General features: G+C 67.5%; 18 protein-coding genes and 1 riboswitch. Of the genes, 7 read left to right on the top strand and 11 right to left on the bottom strand.

Going from position 1 to position 16792, the window contains the following annotated elements; all coding sequences use genetic code 11:
- Positions 1 to 117: 117 nt before the first annotated feature.
- The 3 genes from JOE31_RS08790 to hemE form a co-directional block, all read right to left on the bottom strand.
- Entirely contained in the window at positions 118 to 1041 is a 924-nt protein-coding gene (locus JOE31_RS08790) for a hypothetical protein (RefSeq protein WP_209743388.1), read from the bottom strand.
- Between the two features lie 66 nt (positions 1042 to 1107).
- The gene (locus JOE31_RS08785) at positions 1108 to 2583 is read right to left on the bottom strand and encodes an FAD-dependent oxidoreductase (protein WP_209743386.1); all 1476 of its coding nucleotides are present in this window, start codon (positions 2581 to 2583) and stop codon (positions 1108 to 1110) included.
- A 4-nt stretch (positions 2584 to 2587) separates the two neighbouring features.
- Positions 2588 to 3709: a uroporphyrinogen decarboxylase gene (gene hemE / locus JOE31_RS08780; protein ID WP_209743384.1), complete on the bottom strand. Its 1122-nt coding sequence runs from the start codon at positions 3707 to 3709 to the stop codon at positions 2588 to 2590.
- 158 nt (positions 3710 to 3867) lie between these two features.
- On the opposite strand from hemE, the gene JOE31_RS08775 reads away from it, so the two are divergent.
- Complete coding sequence (locus tag JOE31_RS08775) at positions 3868 to 5208, top strand: glutamyl-tRNA reductase (RefSeq protein WP_209743382.1); 1341 nt, start codon at positions 3868 to 3870, stop codon at positions 5206 to 5208.
- Positions 5209 to 5236: 28 nt separating this feature from the next.
- Here the strand turns inward: JOE31_RS08775 and JOE31_RS08770 are convergent, their stop codons facing one another.
- The 3 genes from JOE31_RS08770 to moeB are packed head-to-tail and all read right to left on the bottom strand — an operon-like array spanning position 5237 to position 7523.
- Positions 5237 to 6061: an SDR family NAD(P)-dependent oxidoreductase gene (locus JOE31_RS08770; RefSeq protein ID WP_307864391.1), complete on the bottom strand. Its 825-nt coding sequence runs from the start codon at positions 6059 to 6061 to the stop codon at positions 5237 to 5239.
- Positions 6062 to 6280, bottom strand: a complete 219-nt coding sequence (locus JOE31_RS21465) for an SDR family NAD(P)-dependent oxidoreductase (protein ID WP_245199081.1) — start codon at positions 6278 to 6280, stop codon at positions 6062 to 6064.
- Between the two features lie 43 nt (positions 6281 to 6323).
- Complete coding sequence (moeB, locus tag JOE31_RS08765; protein ID WP_209743380.1) at positions 6324 to 7523, bottom strand: molybdopterin-synthase adenylyltransferase MoeB; 1200 nt, start codon at positions 7521 to 7523, stop codon at positions 6324 to 6326.
- Positions 7524 to 7589: 66 nt separating this feature from the next.
- Here moeB and JOE31_RS08760 point away from each other — a divergent pair, with 66 nt between their 5' ends.
- Genes JOE31_RS08760 through JOE31_RS08750 form a run of 3 tightly spaced genes read left to right on the top strand, consistent with a single transcriptional unit; the run spans position 7590 to position 8904 of the window.
- Positions 7590 to 8276: a TetR/AcrR family transcriptional regulator gene (locus tag JOE31_RS08760; protein WP_209743378.1), complete on the top strand. Its 687-nt coding sequence runs from the start codon at positions 7590 to 7592 to the stop codon at positions 8274 to 8276.
- A 51-nt stretch (positions 8277 to 8327) separates the two neighbouring features.
- Entirely contained in the window at positions 8328 to 8552 is a 225-nt protein-coding gene (locus JOE31_RS08755; protein ID WP_209743376.1) for a DUF3107 domain-containing protein, read from the top strand.
- Between the two features lie 49 nt (positions 8553 to 8601).
- A complete protein-coding gene (locus JOE31_RS08750; protein WP_209743374.1) occupies positions 8602 to 8904 on the top strand; it encodes a hypothetical protein in 303 nt (100 codons plus the stop codon).
- Here the strand turns inward: JOE31_RS08750 and JOE31_RS08745 are convergent.
- The 4 genes from JOE31_RS08745 to JOE31_RS08730 all read right to left on the bottom strand — a co-directional run bounded on the left by JOE31_RS08745 (position 8882) and on the right by JOE31_RS08730 (position 11701).
- The gene (locus JOE31_RS08745) at positions 8882 to 9265 is read right to left on the bottom strand and encodes a 4a-hydroxytetrahydrobiopterin dehydratase (protein WP_209743372.1); all 384 of its coding nucleotides are present in this window, start codon (positions 9263 to 9265) and stop codon (positions 8882 to 8884) included. The genes JOE31_RS08750 and JOE31_RS08745 overlap by 23 nt on opposite strands.
- 23 nt (positions 9266 to 9288) lie before the next feature.
- Positions 9289 to 10110 (bottom strand): thiazole synthase, encoded by an 822-nt coding sequence (locus JOE31_RS08740; RefSeq protein WP_209743370.1) that lies wholly within the window; start codon positions 10108 to 10110, stop codon positions 9289 to 9291.
- Positions 10111 to 10115: 5 nt separating this feature from the next.
- Positions 10116 to 10352 carry a sulfur carrier protein ThiS gene (gene thiS / locus JOE31_RS08735; RefSeq protein WP_011692620.1) on the bottom strand — a complete coding sequence of 79 codons (237 nt, stop codon included), beginning with the start codon at positions 10350 to 10352 and terminating at the stop codon, positions 10116 to 10118.
- Positions 10349 to 11701, bottom strand: coding sequence for an FAD-dependent oxidoreductase (locus JOE31_RS08730; RefSeq protein WP_245199079.1), 1353 nt, complete (start codon positions 11699 to 11701; stop codon positions 10349 to 10351). Before JOE31_RS08730 ends, thiS begins: the two co-directional genes overlap by 4 nt.
- Positions 11688 to 11807, bottom strand: a riboswitch (TPP riboswitch). It overlaps the preceding gene by 14 nt.
- Before the next feature lie 26 nt (positions 11808 to 11833).
- Here JOE31_RS08730 and thiE point away from each other — a divergent pair.
- Positions 11834 to 12535, top strand: a complete 702-nt coding sequence (gene thiE / locus JOE31_RS08725) for a thiamine phosphate synthase (RefSeq protein ID WP_209743368.1) — start codon at positions 11834 to 11836, stop codon at positions 12533 to 12535.
- Here thiE and JOE31_RS08720 read toward each other — a convergent pair whose 3' ends face one another.
- On the bottom strand, positions 12536 to 13210 hold the full coding sequence (locus tag JOE31_RS08720) for a ferritin-like fold-containing protein (RefSeq protein ID WP_209743365.1): 675 nt from the start codon (positions 13208 to 13210) through the stop codon (positions 12536 to 12538).
- A gap of 41 nt (positions 13211 to 13251) precedes the next feature.
- On the opposite strand from JOE31_RS08720, the gene JOE31_RS08715 reads away from it, so the two are divergent.
- The gene (locus tag JOE31_RS08715; protein ID WP_209743363.1) at positions 13252 to 14730 is read left to right on the top strand and encodes an RNB domain-containing ribonuclease; all 1479 of its coding nucleotides are present in this window, start codon (positions 13252 to 13254) and stop codon (positions 14728 to 14730) included.
- Positions 14731 to 15029: 299 nt separating this feature from the next.
- A complete protein-coding gene (locus JOE31_RS08710) occupies positions 15030 to 16787 on the top strand; it encodes a DEAD/DEAH box helicase (protein ID WP_209743361.1) in 1758 nt (585 codons plus the stop codon).
- The last annotated feature ends 5 nt before the right edge of the window (positions 16788 to 16792 follow it).

Here is a 16792-nt window from a genome sequence, read left to right as displayed (position 1 = left end):
TACCAGTCTGCCCCTTCAATGCCACCTAAGTCGAAACAGCACAGTTCTACAACGTGTAGAAGTGTGGAATTTCACATGTTTCGGCGATCTGGCCTGAAAGGACAGTGGACGGCTGGCTTAGATCCGGCGCATCCGGACGAAGGCAACCCCTGCGGCGCAGGCCAGTGCCACAAGTCCGGCACCCCACCAGACCTGGGGCGACATTTCACCCACAGGCGAGACACTCACTGCCGACCGCATGACCGGCGCACTGGACACGCCGTAGCCCGGGCCGGACAGCGGCACGACGCCTGCCGAGGTCAGGATGGCCATGTTTGCCGGACCGAACACATTCGTGGTTTTCCACGCGGAGGCCGGAGCAGCCGCAGCGGGCCCCGCGGCCGTGCTGCCTGATGGCCGTGCTGACCCAACCGAGGCAGGCACATCAGCCGAGGAGCCGGGAGTGGTGGCGCCGGCGGCGGGAGCACCGGGTGCGGAAGTTCCCGGAAGAAGTGGCGGCGCCGCAGGAGTGCCGGCCGGTGCCGATCCGGTGGCCGGTGCAGGTGCGGCAGGCACCGGCGCAGGAGCTGCAGCTCCGCCGGTGGGCGATGGTGCGGGAGTGCCCGACGGAGGAGCGGCGCCTCCGGAGGGCGACGGCGCAGCCGGAGACGGGGCGGGCGACGTCGGGACGGGCGACGGTGCGGGAGACACGGGGTCGGTCGTCGGAGTCGGTGAGGGCGTGGGCTGAGTGCGCTGCCCCGGAGGCTTCGGCTTGCCGTTGCCTGGTGCGGACGGGCGGGTGGGATCCGGCTTGGGTCCCAGGACCACGGATGCCCAGACGTCCAGCGAGGGAACGCCCGCTTCCACGGACGTCGTGGCGGCGGCGTCGGCGCCGTCCGTGGTGTCCGGAGCCGGGACGAGCGAGACAGCGTTGGATGCAGGAACACCTGCGGAAAGGACTAGTACCGCTCCGAGCGCCGCTGCTGCAGTGCCGCGCCGAAGACCCCCATGGAAACCAGTCAGCGTTCGAGTTTCTTCGGACTTCTGAATGACCATGGTCATCGACCCTAGCCAGAAATACGCGCCATTAGAAACTTGCAAAGAAGCCCGGTACGCGTTACTCGCGGGCTAGCGCAGGGCGTCCGCGACCTGCCTCCTGGTGTCATCCACCACGGCGGCCAGGCCATTGCCCGCCAGCCATCCGCCCACCATCACGAGGCTTCCTTCAGCGGCGCAGACCCTGCGGACCTCCGCCACCCGCTGGCGGTGGCCCACGGCGGCGAACGGCAGCACTCCGCCCCAGCTGACAACGTCCCAGTCGAGCACGTCATCGGCTGTGACAGGCACCGTCAGGAGGGAGGAAGCATCCCGTAAAGCAGCCTCAAAAAGTCTCTCGTCACCGGCCCCCGGCCCGGCACCGCCCGGCAGGCCGGCGGCGGCATCCTGGGCCTCGGGGCTGACAGTCTGCCGCGGGCCCTCTCCCCGGCCATAGGACAGCCGGACGACATGGGTGCCCGGCCCCGACGCCGCCGCCAGCCAGTCCCATTTCGCGGTGGCGTGGGTCAGCGCCTTGGCCTGGATGCCGGGCGTTTGCGGCGCCACCAGGATGCCAGTTCCGCGCGGCCGGCGGTCCAGTTCCGGAAGGTCAACAACAAGCGTCACGAGCTTTACATCCGGACCGGCGTCCGGCCGGTACGCAGTCAAACCGGGCACGGCATCCTGTAGCAGCCCGACGGCGGAGGGGCCGTCAAGTCCCACCACCAGCAGGCCGGCGTCGTACGTCCGTGTCCCCGCCGAAACCCGCCAGCCGTCCGCGGTCCTGGCCACCGCCTCCGCCCGGGTACCGGTCAGGAGCGTCACGCCGCGACGCCGCAGTTCGGCTACCAGCGCGGTGACCAGCGAATGCATGCCGCCCCGCAGTCCGGCGACGGCGGATCCGGCTTTGGCACCCTGCGCAGCGGTCCCCCGGCGCTGGGCGGCGACGGCGGCTGCCAGGGAGCCGTGGGCACGGATCCCGGCGCGGAGTCCGGGCGCCACCATGTCAACGTCGAGCAGAGCCGGATCGGCCGAATGCACGCCGCCCACGACGGGTTCCACGAGGCGTTCCAGGACGCGCCGGCCCATCCGCTGCCGGACCAGGTCCGACACGCTGGTGATGGCGGCGCGGGTCCCCACGCCAGCCGGAAGGAGCTTGTCCAGGGAAGCGCGGAGGGAGCCGGCAAGCCCCAGCGTCCGTCGGACTTCGGCATCCCACGGGTTGGCCGGAATTCCCAGGACACCGGTTTTGGGCAGTTCCCGGGCGCCCTCGGGGAGCTGGACCCAGGCCCCGCCCGGATGGGGCGCAACAATGGTGCCCGCGATGCCGAGCTCCGCCGCGAGATCCGCCACGGCACTCGAGCGGGTGGCAAAGGACTCCGCTCCGCTGTCCAGCGTCAGGCCTCCCACCACATGGCTGCCTACGCAGCCGCCCCAGGCCTCGCCGGCTTCAAGGACGGTGACCTCCCGGCCGGCTTTGGCAAGCTCCAGGGCCGAGAGCAGGCCCGAAATCCCGCCGCCCACCACCACGGCCGAGGTCACGGACGGTTCCGGCGTGGCTGCGCTCACCGGTTTACTCCGGGGAAATGGAGTGAATGAGTTCGACGACGCGCGTCAGGACGTCCGGGTCGGTCTCCGGCGGCACGCCGTGGCCCAGGTTCAGGACGTGGCCGGGCGCGACGGATCCCGCCCTGATGACTTCCCGCACGTGGGCCTCGAGGACTGCCCACGGGGCCGACAGCAACGCGGGGTCGATATTGCCCTGCAGCGGCACGGTGCCGCCCAGCCGGCGGTTGGCTTCGTCGAGCGGAAGCCGGTAGTCGACCCCCACCACGTCGACGCCGACGTCGCGCATCGCCACCAGCAGCTCCGAGGTTCCGGTACCGAAGTGGATCAGCGGCGCGCCCAGGTGCCGGACGTGGTCCAGCGCGCGGGCGGAGGCCGGGGCCACGAAGCGTTCGTAATCGGCCAGCCCCAGCGAGCCTGCCCAGGAATCGAACAGCTGGCCCGCGGAAGCGCCGGCTTCCAGTTGGGCGCGCAGGAACATGCCGGACGCGTCGGCAGCCCAGTTGGCCAGTGCCGTCCAAGTTTCCGGATCGGCGTGCATCATGGTGCGCGGGCCGAGGTGGTCACGGGAGGGCTTGCCTTCCACCATGTAGGCGGCAAGGGTGAACGGCGCGCCAGCGAACCCGATCAGCGGGGTCTTGCCCAGCTGGGCCACGGTGAGCCGGACGGCTTCCCGGATGGGCTCCAGCGCTTCCCAGGTCAGTTGCGGGAGTGCCGCGACGTCCTCGGCAGTGCGGACCGGCTTGTCCAGGACCGGGCCGACGCCCGGAACGATGTCCACTCCCACGCCGGCGAGCTTCAGCGGAATCACGATGTCCGAAAAGAAGATGGCTGCGTCGACGTCGTGCCGGCGCACCGGCTGCAGGGTGATCTCCGAGGCCAGTTCGGGTCGCAGGCACGAGTCCAGCATGGCCACGCCCTCGCGCACCTTCAGGTACTCGGGCAGGGAGCGGCCGGCCTGCCGCATGAACCAGACGGGGCGGCGGACCGGCTTGCCGCCGCGGTAGGCGGTGATGAGCGGCGAATCAGCCGTGCGGCCGTCCATCAGCGGGTGTCCTGCATCCAGGGTGGCATCGGAGAACGGGACGTCGGATACTGTGCCGTTGGACGTTGCAGCGCTTGAAGTCATGACTCCGATTGTCCCTAAAATCGCCGCCAAAAGATAACGACAGGCTGTCATCCGCGGCCCGCCGCCGCCCTCCGTGGCAGGAATCACAGGCCCCCGTGCCCTTTGCCACGGAGCATTGTTGTTCGCCGCCGCGACTCAAAAGCTATGATTGTGATGCTGTGGTTCTTTTTTCATTGGTGGCTACACACGCCGACATCGACCTCGAGACCGTTGCTCAACTGAGCACCGGTGCTTCCGAGCTGGCTACATCCGCACTCTCCGGGTCGCCGGCAGTGAAGGGTGCGGTGGTGCTTGCCACCTGCAACCGCTTCGAAATCTATGGCGAAGCGCCCCATCCTGATGACGTGGAAGCGGCACGGGCCGCCCTCGTCGCCCAGATCAGCGAACGCACCGGGCTCAACGAGCAGCTGGTCTCCCGCTCGTTCAATACGCGCACAGGCGGCGAGGTCAGCCAGCACCTTTTCGCCGTGAGCTCCGGCCTGGATTCGGCCGTGGTGGGCGAACGCGAAATCGCCGGACAGGTTCGCCGCGCGCTCATCAACGCCCAGCATGAAGGCACTGCCAGCTCCGGCCTCGTCCGTCTCTTCCAGGCCGCGTCCAAGACCGCCAAGGATGTCGGCGCCCAGACTGCGCTGGGATCACGGGGACTGTCCATCGTCTCGGTGGCCCTGGACCTGGCCACGGACCTTTCCGAGAACCCCGACTGGTCCACCAAGAAAGCCGTGGTCTTCGGTACCGGCGCCTACGCCGGGGCCACCATGTCGTTGCTCCGCGAACGCGGATGCACGGACATTTCCGTCTTTTCCTCCTCCGGACGCGCCGAAGGCTTCGTGGCCACGCGCGGAGGCAAGGCCCTGGACGCCGATTCACTTCCCGCCGCGGTGGCCGCCGCGGATGTCATGATCGGATGCAGCGGCTCTGACACGCGTGTGGAAGCCGAGGAGCTCGCCCGCGTGCGGGCCGGGTCCGCCCAGACGCTGATCGCCATCGATCTGGCACTCACCCATGATTTCGATCCGGCCGTTGGAGAGCTCGACGGCGTGGAGCTGCTGACGCTCGAATCCGTGCGGCTTGCTGCTCCCCAGGAGCAGGCCGAGTCGCTGGCGCAGGCCAGCGGCATTGTCACCGGCGCCGCCGCAGCTTTTGAACAGGAGCGCGAAGCCAGGTCCGTTGACTCGGCCATCGTGGCCCTGCGCCGCCACACCATGAATGTCCTCGACGCCGAAATGGAGAAGGTCCGGGCACGCCACGGCTGCACGGCCGCCGCCGAGGAAGTCGAGTTCGCACTGCGCCGGATGGTCAAGCAGCTGTTGCACGTTCCCACCGTCCGTGCACGTGAGTTGGCCTCCAACGGCCAGCAGGAGCAGTACATCGCGGCACTTGACGCGCTGTACGGCATCACCGTTGAGCAACCGGCCGCCGCTCCGGCCGCCGAATGCCCCGTGGACCACAGCCTGGCAGGCCAGGCGTCTGCTGGTGCGCGGCGGGAAACCGCCTAACTGCCTTTCGCCGCCGGGCTGGCAGAACTCAGCCGAAGGCGTCCACACCGGTCATCTGCGCCGAGAGGGCCCACAGGCGCGCTGCATCCGACGGATCCACTGCGTGCGCATCCACTCCCCTGATCCGTGCTTCGGGGCTTCCCGTCCGGGTGGGCTCCGCGATATCGCAGTCCTCGCAGTAGACCCCGCCCATCCCCTCCAGCAACGGAGACGTGGCGGCCCACACCGAGGTTGCGGCACCCTGTTCCGGGGTCTTGAACCTGGCATCGACGTTCCCGTTCTCGTCCATCCAGCCCGCGGCCACCATCTCCTCCCGCGGCAAGTGGCGCTGCAGTTCAGTCATAATGCCGCCGGGATGCACGGCGAAGGCCCGAACGCCCGCGTCCCGGCCGAGATAGTCCAGCTGCACGGCAAAAAGGGAGTTGGCAGTCTTGGCCTGGCCATAGGCTTTCCATTTGTCGTAGCCGGCGTCGAAGTTGATGTCGTCGAACCGGATGGGCGAAAGCTTATGCCCGGTGGAGGACAGCGACACCACCCGTGCGCCATGCCCGGCCGCGAGCGCAGGCCACAACAGGTTGGTCAGCGCAAAGTGGCCCAGATGGTTGGTGGCGAATTGCGACTCCCAGCCGGGGCCCACCCGTTGCTCGGGGCTGGCCATGATCGCGGCGTTGTTGACCAGGATGTCCAGGCCCGTGCGGGGTTCTTCGGACCCCGGGGACAGGAAGCTGTCCGCGAAGTCCTTTACGCTTGCCAGGTCCGCCAGGTCCAGGGCGGACACGCCCACACTCCCGCCCGCTGTTGAGGACGCCGTCGGGCTCCACTCCGAGGCGGCAATCCCTGCCGCCTCCAGCACCTACCGTGCATGCTCCGGCCTCCGCGCTCCCACCAGGACGCGGGCACCGGCGGACACCAATGCCCGGACCGTCTCCAGTCCGAGGCCGGAGTACCCGCCCGTCACCATGGCCGTCTTTCCGCTGAGGTCGATGCCGGCAACGACCTCAGCGGCCGTCGACTCCTTGCCGAATCCGGAGCCGATCTTTCGCTGCGGGGTCCTGCCGTGGTCCTGGTTCATGCCGGCCTTCCTCGGGCGGTGGTTCGGCTGCTCAATCTGATGCTCAGTAAACCGGTTTGCCCGGTTCCACTTCGCGCACCCAGGCCAGGATGCCGCCGTCGAGATGGCTGACCCGCTGATAGCCGGCCTTACGGGCCGCAGCCAGGACCGCTGCTGAGCGGGTCCCGGCCTTGCAGTGGAAAACGATGTCCTTGTCCTGGGGCAGCTCCGTCCAGGCCTCGCCCGCCAGGATCCTTCCCTGCGGGATGAGGACGGACCCGTCAATCCTGACGATGTCGTGCTCGCCCGGCTCCCGGACGTCCACGAGGTCAAAGTCCTTGAGCCCGGCTTTGCGCGAAGCCAGCATGGTGGCCAGCTGCGTGGCCGTAACAGTGTTCTCTTTCGCGGTGGCCGGCTCCGGAACGATTCCGCAGAACGCCTCGTAGTCAGTGAGTTCCGTGACGCGCTCGGCCGCCGGGTCCCGGGCCACTTTGATCTCCCGCCAGCTGCCGCCGAGGGCGTCGAACAGCGCTACGCGCCCCAGCAGGGAACGCCCGACGCCGGTGATCAGCTTGACCGCTTCGGTCACCATGAGCGAGCCCACGGCGGCGCACAGCATCCCGAAGACTCCGCCTTCGCCGCAGGACGGCACCGAACCTGCCGGCGGCGCCTCCGGGTAGAGGTCGCGGTACGTCGGGCCGTGTTTCTCCCAGAAGACGCTCACCTGGCCGTCGAAGCGGAAGATGGAGCCCCAGACATAGGGTTTGCCGAGAATGGCGGCGGCGTCGTTTACCAGGTAGCGCGTGGCGAAATTGTCTGCGCCGTCCAGGATGAGGTCGTAGCCCGCGAACAGCTCCAGTGCGTTCGAGGCGTCGAGCCGCACGTTGTGGAGCCGAACGTCCACCAAGGGGTTCAGCGCGGCAATGGAGTCGCGTGCTGACTCGATCTTGGACCGGCCCACGTCCGCAACGCCGTGGATGACCTGGCGCTGCAGATTGCTCAGGTCAACCGCGTCGTCGTCGACGATTCCCAGGGTTCCCACCCCTGCGGCGGCAAGGTAGAGGAGGGCCGGGGAACCCAGGCCGCCGGCACCGATGACCAGGACCTTGGCGTTCTTGAGCCGGCGTTGGCCCAGCGCGCCGATCTCCGGAATGATGAGGTGGCGGGAGTAGCGCTCCACCTCTTCGGCGGTCAGGGCATCCGCCGGTTCCACGAGCGGATCCAGGGTTGCGGGGACAGCAGTTGCGGTGAACGTGGAAGCCATACTTCAATGTATGCCCGAAGATGCCGCAAGGTCATATTACCCGCGCGTAAAGTGTAGGTAACTGCAATGGAAAGAAGGCCAACAGTGGTTCATCAGGCACCGGTTGATCGGACACAGGCCGGGAAGGCAGCCGCGGGACCAGCGCGGGCCGGCGGTGCGCGTTCGGCGCGGCTCCCGCGTGACGAACGACGCGCCCAGTTGCTGGCAGCCGCCCAGGAAGTTTTTGTGGCCAACGGGTACCACGGTGCTGCCATGGACGAGATCGCTGAGACGGCCCATGTCAGCAAACCGGTGCTGTACCAGCACTTCCCTTCCAAACGCGAGCTCTACCTCGCCCTGCTGGACAGCCACCTGAGTGCTCTGACCGAGCTCATGATGGGCGCACTGAATTCCACCGACGACAACGACGAACGCGTCCAGGCGGTCATGCGCGCCTACTATCACTTCATTGCCAGCGATGACCAGGCGCACCGCCTGGTGTTTGAATCGGACCTGATCAATGACAGCGACGTCAGTTCCAGGCTCGAAACATTCAACAAGACTTTTGCCGACGCCATTGCGCGGGTAATCGCCGAGGACACCAAGCTCCCTATGCTGGAGGCCCAGTTGCTGGGGCGCGGACTCGCCGGAATGGCGCAGGTCAGTGCACGCTACTGGCTTGAAACCGATGGAAACCTGGACCTCGATGTGGCCAGTGACCTGATCTATCGTTTAGCTTGGCGCGGAATCTCGCGCTTTCCCAAGGAAACCTAGACTACAAATAGAGAACACCTTTAGAACTTTGATTGGCTGGGAGGCCTCGCTGTGGAAGTAAAGATCGGCATTCAGAACATTGGCCGCGAAATTGTGCTGGAATCGGCTCAGGATGCTGACGCGGTAGCAAAGCTCGTCGAGGAATCCATCACCAAGGGGTCCGAACTGCGCCTGACTGACGAAAAGGGCCGTGTGATCCTCATTCCCGCCAACGTCCTGGGTTACGTTGAGATCGGCGCCGAGGAGGCCCGCCGCGTCGGATTCGGCCAGCTCTAAGCCACCGTTTCACCTGTCCCGAAACGCCCTGCAGCAAGGAGTTCGCTGAATGCTTTCCCTGGTAATCGTGGCCCTCGTGACTGTGGCCGCAGGCTTTGTTGTCTGGGCCAACGACAGGCGGCATGCGAAGTACGGCATCGGCATGCCGGCAGGCGTGGCCACCGCCGTGGGGATGCTGAGCTGGATCATCTTCATGGCCGCAGGGCTTGGTTACCAGCCCGGCCTGACGTGGATTCCGTGGGTGCTGCCCATGGTCCTGGGCACCGGGGCGGCTCTTGCCGCCGCGGTGTACCTGGGCCGGAAGCGTTCCCTGCATGACACGAAGGAGCTCACCGCGGCGCTGCGGCTCTAAGTACTTGAGGCGCCGTACTTGAGGCGCCGGGCGGGTACTTGGCTGGAACGGCCACAGCTTCCACGACGGCGGCAGCGGCGCTGACGGCCGCCGCGGCGGCGACGTCCCGCCCTGTCACCTGCGTACCGGCGTCGTGTGAGGTGAAGCGGATGAACACCCTGTTGTAGCGCCAGTCCAGGTCCGGGTGGTGGTTTTGTTCCTCGGCCAGGCGCCCGACGGCGGCAATCAGCTCAAGCGCAGCTGCCGCGGTCGGTGCCTTGAAGACGGTCACCAGACCACCGGATTGGTACCGCCAGTCGGGCAGCTCTGCGAGTGCGGCGTCAATCTGGGTTTGGCTAAGAGTGTCTTCCGTGCCTGTCACCGCTGGCTCCTTGGATGGTACGCCTACAGGAACTCCGCCCGGCCTTCCATGGCCGACGAGGCAAGAGCGTGCTCGCGGCGCGGAATCCGTCCTGCCGCTTTCGCCAGCCTACCGGCGATGACCGCGTGTTTGAAGGCCTGCCCCATCATCGCCGGGTTCTGCGCCCGGGTCACTGCTGTCGCCAGCAGCACCGCGTCGCACCCCAGTTCCATGGCGAGCGCAGCGTCGGACGCCGTGCCGATGCCGGCATCGAGCACCACGGGAACGGATGCCCTGGAAACGATGAGCTCAATGTTATGCGGGTTCAGGATGCCCAGGCCGGTGCCGATCGGGGACCCGAGCGGCATCACGGCGGTGGCTCCGAGGTTCTCCAGCCGAAGCGCCAGCACGGGATCGTCATTGGTGTAGGCGAACACCTTGAACCCGCGGTTAACCAGCTGCTCGGTGGCGTCCACCAGCTCCACGGCGTCCGGCAGCAGGGTGTGCTCGTCGGCGATCACTTCAAGCTTCACCCAGTCCGTCTCCAGTGCCTCCCGCGCCAGTTCCGCCGTCATCACGGCGTCCCGGGCGGTGAAGCAGCCGGCGGTGTTGGGCAGCACCCGGATGTTGTGGTCCACCAGGAGCTGGAACAGCGAGCCTGTTTCGGCCGGCGAATAGCGGCGCATGGCCACAGTGGTCAGCTCCGTGCCGGACGCGATCAGGGCAGCCCCCAGCCCGTCCAGGCTGGGTGCACCGCCGGTGCCCATGATCAACCGTGATCCCAGCGGGATGCCGTCCACGATGAATGCGTCCGCCGCCGCCTGCTGTCCGGTCCCTGCCGTGCCGGCAACCGTTGTTCCTGCCATGATGCTCAACCTCCCTGTACCGCGGTAACAAGTTCGACGTCGTCGCCCTCGGCCAGCGCCGTGACGAACCACTGGCTGCGCGGCACCACCTCGGAATTCCGCGCTACCGCCACGCCCAGTTTTTGGCCGTCGGCAGCCTGCCCGTTGGGCGCGAGGTTCCTGCCGGTGACCTGGCTGACGAGGGTGGTGACGGACGCGCCGTCGGCCACCGCATGTGCCGTGCCGTTCAGTGTGATGTTCATGCTGTTTCCTTGTTCGGGTCAATTGTGACGGTGTGTGCAGGCGTTGCCGGTCCGGCCGAAAGGCCGGAAAACCGGTCGGGCCGGACCGGAGCCCAGCGTGGATCGGCGTCGCCGTCCATCAGCTGCCTGCAGATGGACGCCGCTGCAGGGGTGAGCAGGACGCCATGCCGGAAGAATCCGGTGGCAATGATCAGGCCCTCAATATCCAGGCCGGTTCCTGCGGCCGCTACCCGGCCCAGCAGCGGCGCGTTGTCCGGCGTTCCCGGACGGGCCCTCGCCGTGGCTTCGAGCAGTTCCAGTTCCGCGACGGCGGGAACCAGCACCTGTGCGTCACGGAGCAGCTGGTAGACGCCGCCGGCGGAAACGGCCGATCCTGCGGGTGTTACGGGTCCCGCAGGCGCCGTAACGGGGGTGTCGATACCCGCTCCCGACAGCGAATCTTCACGCTGCGTGGCCCCGATCACCACGGTGCCGTCCTGCCGGGGCACGATGTAAACGGGAACTCCATGGACCATTCCACGGACTGTGGATGTCAGCAGGGGCTGCAGGTAGGCGGGGACGCGCAGGCGCAGGATGTCGCCGTACACGGGGCGGAGCGGCAGCTGAAGTCCGGGCGGCAGTCCGCCCAGGGACGCGGATTCCAGTCCGTTGGCAATGATCGTTTCGCCTGCGTGCACGGTTCCTCCACCGGCCAGGCTGACGCCGCTGACATGCCCGTCCTCCCAGAGCAGGCCGGCGGCCCGCTTACGCACGGCGGACCCCGGCAGGGAATCCGAGATCACGGCCAGCAGCTTGCGGGGATCCACCTGATGGTCGGCCGGAATCTCGAAGGCGCAGGAGATTCCGGGGCTCAGCAGCGGCTCCCGTCCCCGGGCTTCCCTGACCGTCAGCGGTTCCACCGTCAGCCCGCCGGCCTGCTGGACGCCGCGCAGGTCGGCGAGCGCCCGGCGGTCTGCGGCGTCGGCACCCACGGCGAGGGTCGGCGTCGTAAGGTAGCCGGTGTCCGGGCCGTCGGCGCCGGGTTCACGGGACGCACGCCCGGTTTCCAGGCCGGCTGCGAAGGTCGGCCACAGTCCCGAGGAGTGGAGCATGAGTTCCAGGAGGTCTTCCTCCTGGTAATGGAGTTCGCTGACCGGCGCCAGCATGCCAGCGGCGGCCCAGCTCGCGCCCGTTCCCGGTGCGTCGTCGATGATGACCACGGACCTGCCCGACTGCCCGGCTTCCCAGGCAATGCCGTGGCCGATGATACCTCCGCCGACCACGGCAACGTCGGCCCTGATGTCCACGCCGTGCTCGCCGCGACTGCGCGCGGGCGGCCGGCCTGCCGGGGATTGCGGGGTCATTGTCATCCTTCCCTACGCCGGTACTAACCGGATCAGGTCAAGCGGTCGGCTCTGACGCCCTCTCAGCCCTGCAGCTTTGTGACAGCTGCGGCGGGCTCCCGCGGTACTCCCCCAGTTTAGGGGAACTAGGCTTGTGCCATGACCGAGCAAGCTCTCCTTACCGATGCCCGCCTGTACCTCTGCACTGATGCCCGCACCGAGCGGGGCGATTTCGCCGACTTCGTCGATGCCGCCTACGCAGGCGGCGTGGACATCATCCAGCTCCGCGACAAGGGCCTGGAAGCGGCCGAGGAGCTCGAGCTGCTCGAAGTACTGGAAGCCGCGGCCCGCCGCCACGGCCGTCTGTGGTCGGTCAACGACCGCGCGGACATCGCCTCGCTCTCCGGTGCCCCGGTGCTTCATGTCGGGCAGAAGGACCTCCCCCTGGCGTCCGCCCGGAAGTTCCTTGGCGGTGAGGCCGTGATCGGCCTGTCGACGCACAGCCCCGGGCAGATCGACGCCGCCATCGCCGCATCCGGTGGTGCCGGGGGCCTGGATTATTTCTGCGTCGGGCCGGTGTGGGCCACTCCCACGAAGCCGGGCCGTGCCGCCGTCGGCCTCGACCTCGTCCGTTATGCGGCAGAGGCCACCGGCGAAACAACCGGCAGCGCTGCGGGGGCAAGCGTTGACGGAGCGCCGCTGCCGTGGTTCGCCATCGGCGGCATCGACCTGGGCAACGTTGAGCAGGTGGTGGCGGCAGGAGCGCAGCGGATCGTGGTGGTCCGCGCCATCACCGAGGCCGATGACCCCGCCGCAGCCGCGAGCTCGCTGCTGGCAGCGCTCGACGCCGGCGCATCCTGACTATCCGGTCAGGCCGAGCTGCCTCATCCGGCTGGAATGCTTCTCCGCCAGCCCCGCGATCAGCCCGCTGACCAGCTCTTTCGCAGCAGCGCTGTCCCCGCCACCGGTCAGGCTTCCCGGGAAGGCATGTTCGCAACTGACCCGCTGCGCCTGGGTCAGCGCTTCGCCCAGTAGCCGCCTGCCCCAGAGTGCAAGCCTGGAAGCCAGCCTGGGATCATCGGCGAGGGCACTCCTCAGCCGTTCGCGGAGGACTTCCGTTGTCTCGTCGGAAGCCTGGATCTGTTCGATGACGTCCCGCGTTCCGGCGTCAAGTTGGCGGGAGATGGCCCGGTAGAAGTCGGCTGATACGGTATCGATCACGTAGGCCTCCATCAGTGATTCGTACCAGTCGGCCGGGCGCGTCCGCGAATGGAAATAGTCCACGGCTGCCTGGAACGGCAGCATGGCATCCTCGGCGTCGATCCCCATGGCCTCCAGGCGGGCGCTCACCAACTCGTAGTGCCGGAACTCCACCACGGCAATCCTGCCGAGCACGGCCCGGTCGTGGAGGGTGGGCGAATACCGCGCGTCAGCGGCGAATCTCTCGAAGGCTGAGAGCTCGCCGTAGGCCATCATTCCGAACAGGCCTGCGATGAAGCGGTTGTGGCGAGCCGTGTCGGCCGGAGATGAGCTCATCGTCCAAGACTAATGGCGCAAATAGAGCTAATCTGACTTTCGTGTCACATCATCATCTGACTCCAAGTGTCCACGAACAGACCAACCGCCTGGCCGAGGCGCTGAACGCGCTGCGCACGGAGTTGGAGCTGCCCGGGCCCTTCCCCGATGATGTCCTGCGGGATGCGCTGGCGGCCATTGCGGAGCACAAGATGCCTGACCTTGACCTCACCGACGTGGGCTTCGTGACCATCGATCCCCCTTCTTCCACTGACCTGGATCAGGCCCTCTTCATCGAGCGGTCAGGCGACGGGTACAAGGTTTTCTACGCCATCGCCGACGTGCCGTCCTTCGTGGCGCCGGGAGGAGCGCTCGACGCCGAGACGCGCCGCCGGGGGCAGACGTTCTACGCCCCGGACGGGCGGATTCCCCTGCACCCCGAAGCCATTAGCGAGCAGGCCGGCAGCCTCCTCGCCGGCCAGTTGTGCGGCGCCTTCGTGTGGGAGTTCGACCTGGATGCGACGGCCCGCGTGGAGTCGGTGCTGGTGCGCCGGGCCAGGATCCGGAGCCGGGCGAAGCTCAACTATAAGGGCGTCCAGGCCGAACTGGATTCCGGCAGTGCCGCCCCCGTCCTCCTGCTCCTCAGGGAGGTGGGGATCAAGCGCGTGGAACTGGAACGGCTCCGCGGCGGCGCCAGCCTCAACATGCCGGAACAGGAAATCGAACAGCTGCCCGACGGCGGCTACCGCATCGTGGCGGCGCCACCCCTGCCCGTGGAGGACTGGAACGCCCAGATTTCGCTCATGACCGGCATGGCTGCGGCTGACCTTATGCTCGAGGGCAAGGTTGGGATCCTGAGGACCATGCCCGCCCCGGACGAACGGTCTCTCCTGCACTTCAAGCGGCAGACAAAGGCGCTCGGCAGGCCGTGGGACGGTGAGGCCAGCTACGGCGAGTACCTGCGTTCACTTGATCCCACCGACCCCCGGCAGCTGGCCATCCTGCACTCCGCCGGAATGCTGTTCCGGGGCGCCGGGTACACGCCCTTTGACGGCACAGTGCCGGAGGACGCCGTCCAGTCGGCCATCGGGGCCGCGTATGCGCACACCACGGCACCACTCCGCCGCCTGATCGACCGCTTCGTCCTGGTGATCTGTGAAGCGCTGAGCAACGGCACCGCGGTTCCCGACTGGGCCCGGGAAGCACTTCCCTCGCTGCCGGAAATCATGGGGGCCTCGGACCAGCTGGCAGCGAGGATGGAACGGCTGGCCCTGGATACGGTGGAGGCTGCCCTCCTCGTCAACCACATCGGACAGGAGTTTGACGCCGTCGTCATCTCCGGGTCGAAGCCGGGCAAGCCCAACGGGAACGGGAACGGCGGCAACGGGAACGGCAACGGCCCGTCCGGGATCATCCAGATCGCGGACCCTGCGGTGACGGCCCGGTGCCCCGGCGAACTCGAATCCGGCACCACGGTCCGGGTCAGGCTGATCTCGTCGGACATCCGCACGCGCGTGATCCGGCTTGAACTGGTGGAGTGACTGCCGGCTGATTGTGGACCGCGTCCGGGGCGTCAGTCGGTGATGGTTGCGGTCAACAGCTAGACTGAGGGGGTAGTAATGGATGCCCGGTCGTTGATTTCCATGATTTTTGAATTCAACAAGCCCGCCCCTACGCGATCTTGAGATACGCCCGCTGGTCCCCAGTGCCAGCATTTAGATAGCCCGCGATCGGCTTCCACTGGATTTGCTTGCGCGCCCGAGCGTGCTCCGGAACGGCCTCGCGGCCGGCCCCGTTGAGCAAGCAGCGCCAATGCCCAAATGAATAAGGAAACTCCCCTGTGAGTGAATTGCATACGCACCAACTTCTGACCGACGAAACCGGCACTGAAACGATTGAGCCGGAAGAGACCATCATCTCGGACGAAAAGCCGCACGAGATCGAGGAGAAATCGTTCGCGGACTACAACGTCCGGGCCGACATCGTCGAGTCCCTGGCCGACGCCGGAATCACCCACCCCTTCCCCATCCAGGCAATGACGCTGCCCGTGGCCCTCGCCGGCCACGACATCATCGGCCAGGCCAAGACGGGCACCGGCAAGACCCTGGGCTTCGGCATCCCCGCGCTGCAGCGCGTGGTGGGACGCGACGACCCCGGCTACGACAAGCTGGCAGTCCCGGGCGCTCCGCAGGCACTCGTGATTGTTCCCACCCGGGAGCTCGCCGTCCAGGTTGCCAAGGACCTGGAAAACGCCGCCCGGAAGCGCAACGCACGCATTGCCACCATTTACGGCGGCCGCGCCTATGAGCCGCAGGTGGATGCCCTGCAGAAGGGCGTAGAGATTGTTGTCGGCACCCCCGGCCGCCTCATCGACCTGTACAAGCAGAAGCACCTGAGCCTGAAGAACGTCAAGATCGTTATCCTCGATGAGGCCGACGAGATGCTGGACCTCGGCTTCCTGCCGGACGTCGAGACACTGATTGCCGGGACCCCTGCCGTCCGCCAGACCCTGCTGTTCTCGGCCACCATGCCCGGCCCGGTCATCGCCATGGCCCGCCGCTACATGACCCAGCCCACGCACATCCGTGCGGCTGACCCGGACGATGAAGGCCTGACCAAGCGCGACATCCGCCAGTTGATCTACCGTGCACACAGCATGGACAAGATCGAAGTCGTGGCCCGCATTCTGCAGGCACGCGGCCGTGGCCGCACCATCATCTTCACCAAGACCAAGCGCACTGCCGCCAAGGTGGCCGAGGAACTGGTGGACCGCGGGTTCGCCGCGGCCGCCATTCATGGCGACCTGGGCCAGGGTGCCCGCGAACAGGCCCTCCGGGCCTTCCGCAACAACAAGGTTGACGTCCTGGTGGCCACCGACGTCGCCGCCCGCGGCATCGACGTCGACGACGTCACGCACGTCATCAATTACCAGTGCGTCGAAGACGAAAAGATCTACCTGCACCGCGTTGGCCGCACCGGCCGCGCCGGTAATAAGGGCACCGCCGTGACCTTCGTCGACTGGGACGACATGCCGCGCTGGGGCCTGATCAACAAGGCGCTGGGGCTCAGCGTGCCGGAGCCGGTGGAAACCTATTCCTCGTCCCCGCACCTCTATGAGGAACTGGACATTCCGGAAGGCACCAAGGGGCGCCTGCCCCGCGACAAGCGCGTACTCGCCGGCGTCGACGCCGAGGTCCTCGAGGACTTGGGCGAGACCGGCAAGAAGCCCGGGCGCGGCAGCGCAAGGGACGGCGGACGTGACACCGCCCGCGGCGGGAGCACCGGCGGCGGACGGGACAGCGGCCGCTCCGGCGGACGCGATTCCCGCCGCAGCGAGGCCGGCGGCAGCCGGGACGGCGCCGGACGTGAGGGCGGACGTTCGGGTGACCGCCGCCGTCGTTCTTCCGACAACGCTGCAGCAGCCGCTCCGGCAGCCGACGCAGCCCCCGTGGCCGCAGCGCCCGCTTCAGCGCCGGCCGAAGTGGACCGGGCAACCCGCGCCCGCCGCCGCACCCGCACGCGCCGACGCAATGGCGAAGTAGTCGGCGGCGGTAACGCAGCGCAGGATGGCGCACAACGCGGCAATGCTGAGGCCTAAACCCC

This window comes from Arthrobacter sp. PvP023 (assembly GCF_017832975.1).
Classification (GTDB): domain Bacteria; phylum Actinomycetota; class Actinomycetes; order Actinomycetales; family Micrococcaceae; genus Arthrobacter.
The sequence above is the reverse complement of the archived record's forward strand: the minus strand, read 5'-3'. Positions and strand labels throughout refer to the sequence as shown.

Coding starts and splice junctions, on each gene's coding strand:
- JOE31_RS08790 (WP_209743388.1), bottom strand. CDS start 1,041: ATGACCATGGTCATTCAGAAGTCCGAAGAAACTCGAACGCTGACTGGT.
- hemE (WP_209743384.1), bottom strand. CDS start 3,709: ATGACTTCAAGCGCTGCAACGTCCAACGGCACAGTATCCGACGTCCCG.
- JOE31_RS21465 (WP_245199081.1), bottom strand. CDS start 6,280: ATGAACCAGGACCACGGCAGGACCCCGCAGCGAAAGATCGGCTCCGGA.
- moeB (WP_209743380.1), bottom strand. CDS start 7,523: ATGGCTTCCACGTTCACCGCAACTGCTGTCCCCGCAACCCTGGATCCG.
- JOE31_RS08760 (WP_209743378.1), top strand. CDS start 7,590: ATGGAAAGAAGGCCAACAGTGGTTCATCAGGCACCGGTTGATCGGACA.
- JOE31_RS08750 (WP_209743374.1), top strand. CDS start 8,602: ATGCTTTCCCTGGTAATCGTGGCCCTCGTGACTGTGGCCGCAGGCTTT.
- JOE31_RS08740 (WP_209743370.1), bottom strand. CDS start 10,110: ATGGCAGGAACAACGGTTGCCGGCACGGCAGGGACCGGACAGCAGGCG.
- thiS (WP_011692620.1), bottom strand. CDS start 10,352: ATGAACATCACACTGAACGGCACGGCACATGCGGTGGCCGACGGCGCG.
- JOE31_RS08730 (WP_245199079.1), bottom strand. CDS start 11,701: ATGACAATGACCCCGCAATCCCCGGCAGGCCGGCCGCCCGCGCGCAGT.
- thiE (WP_209743368.1), top strand. CDS start 11,834: ATGACCGAGCAAGCTCTCCTTACCGATGCCCGCCTGTACCTCTGCACT.
- JOE31_RS08720 (WP_209743365.1), bottom strand. CDS start 13,210: ATGAGCTCATCTCCGGCCGACACGGCTCGCCACAACCGCTTCATCGCA.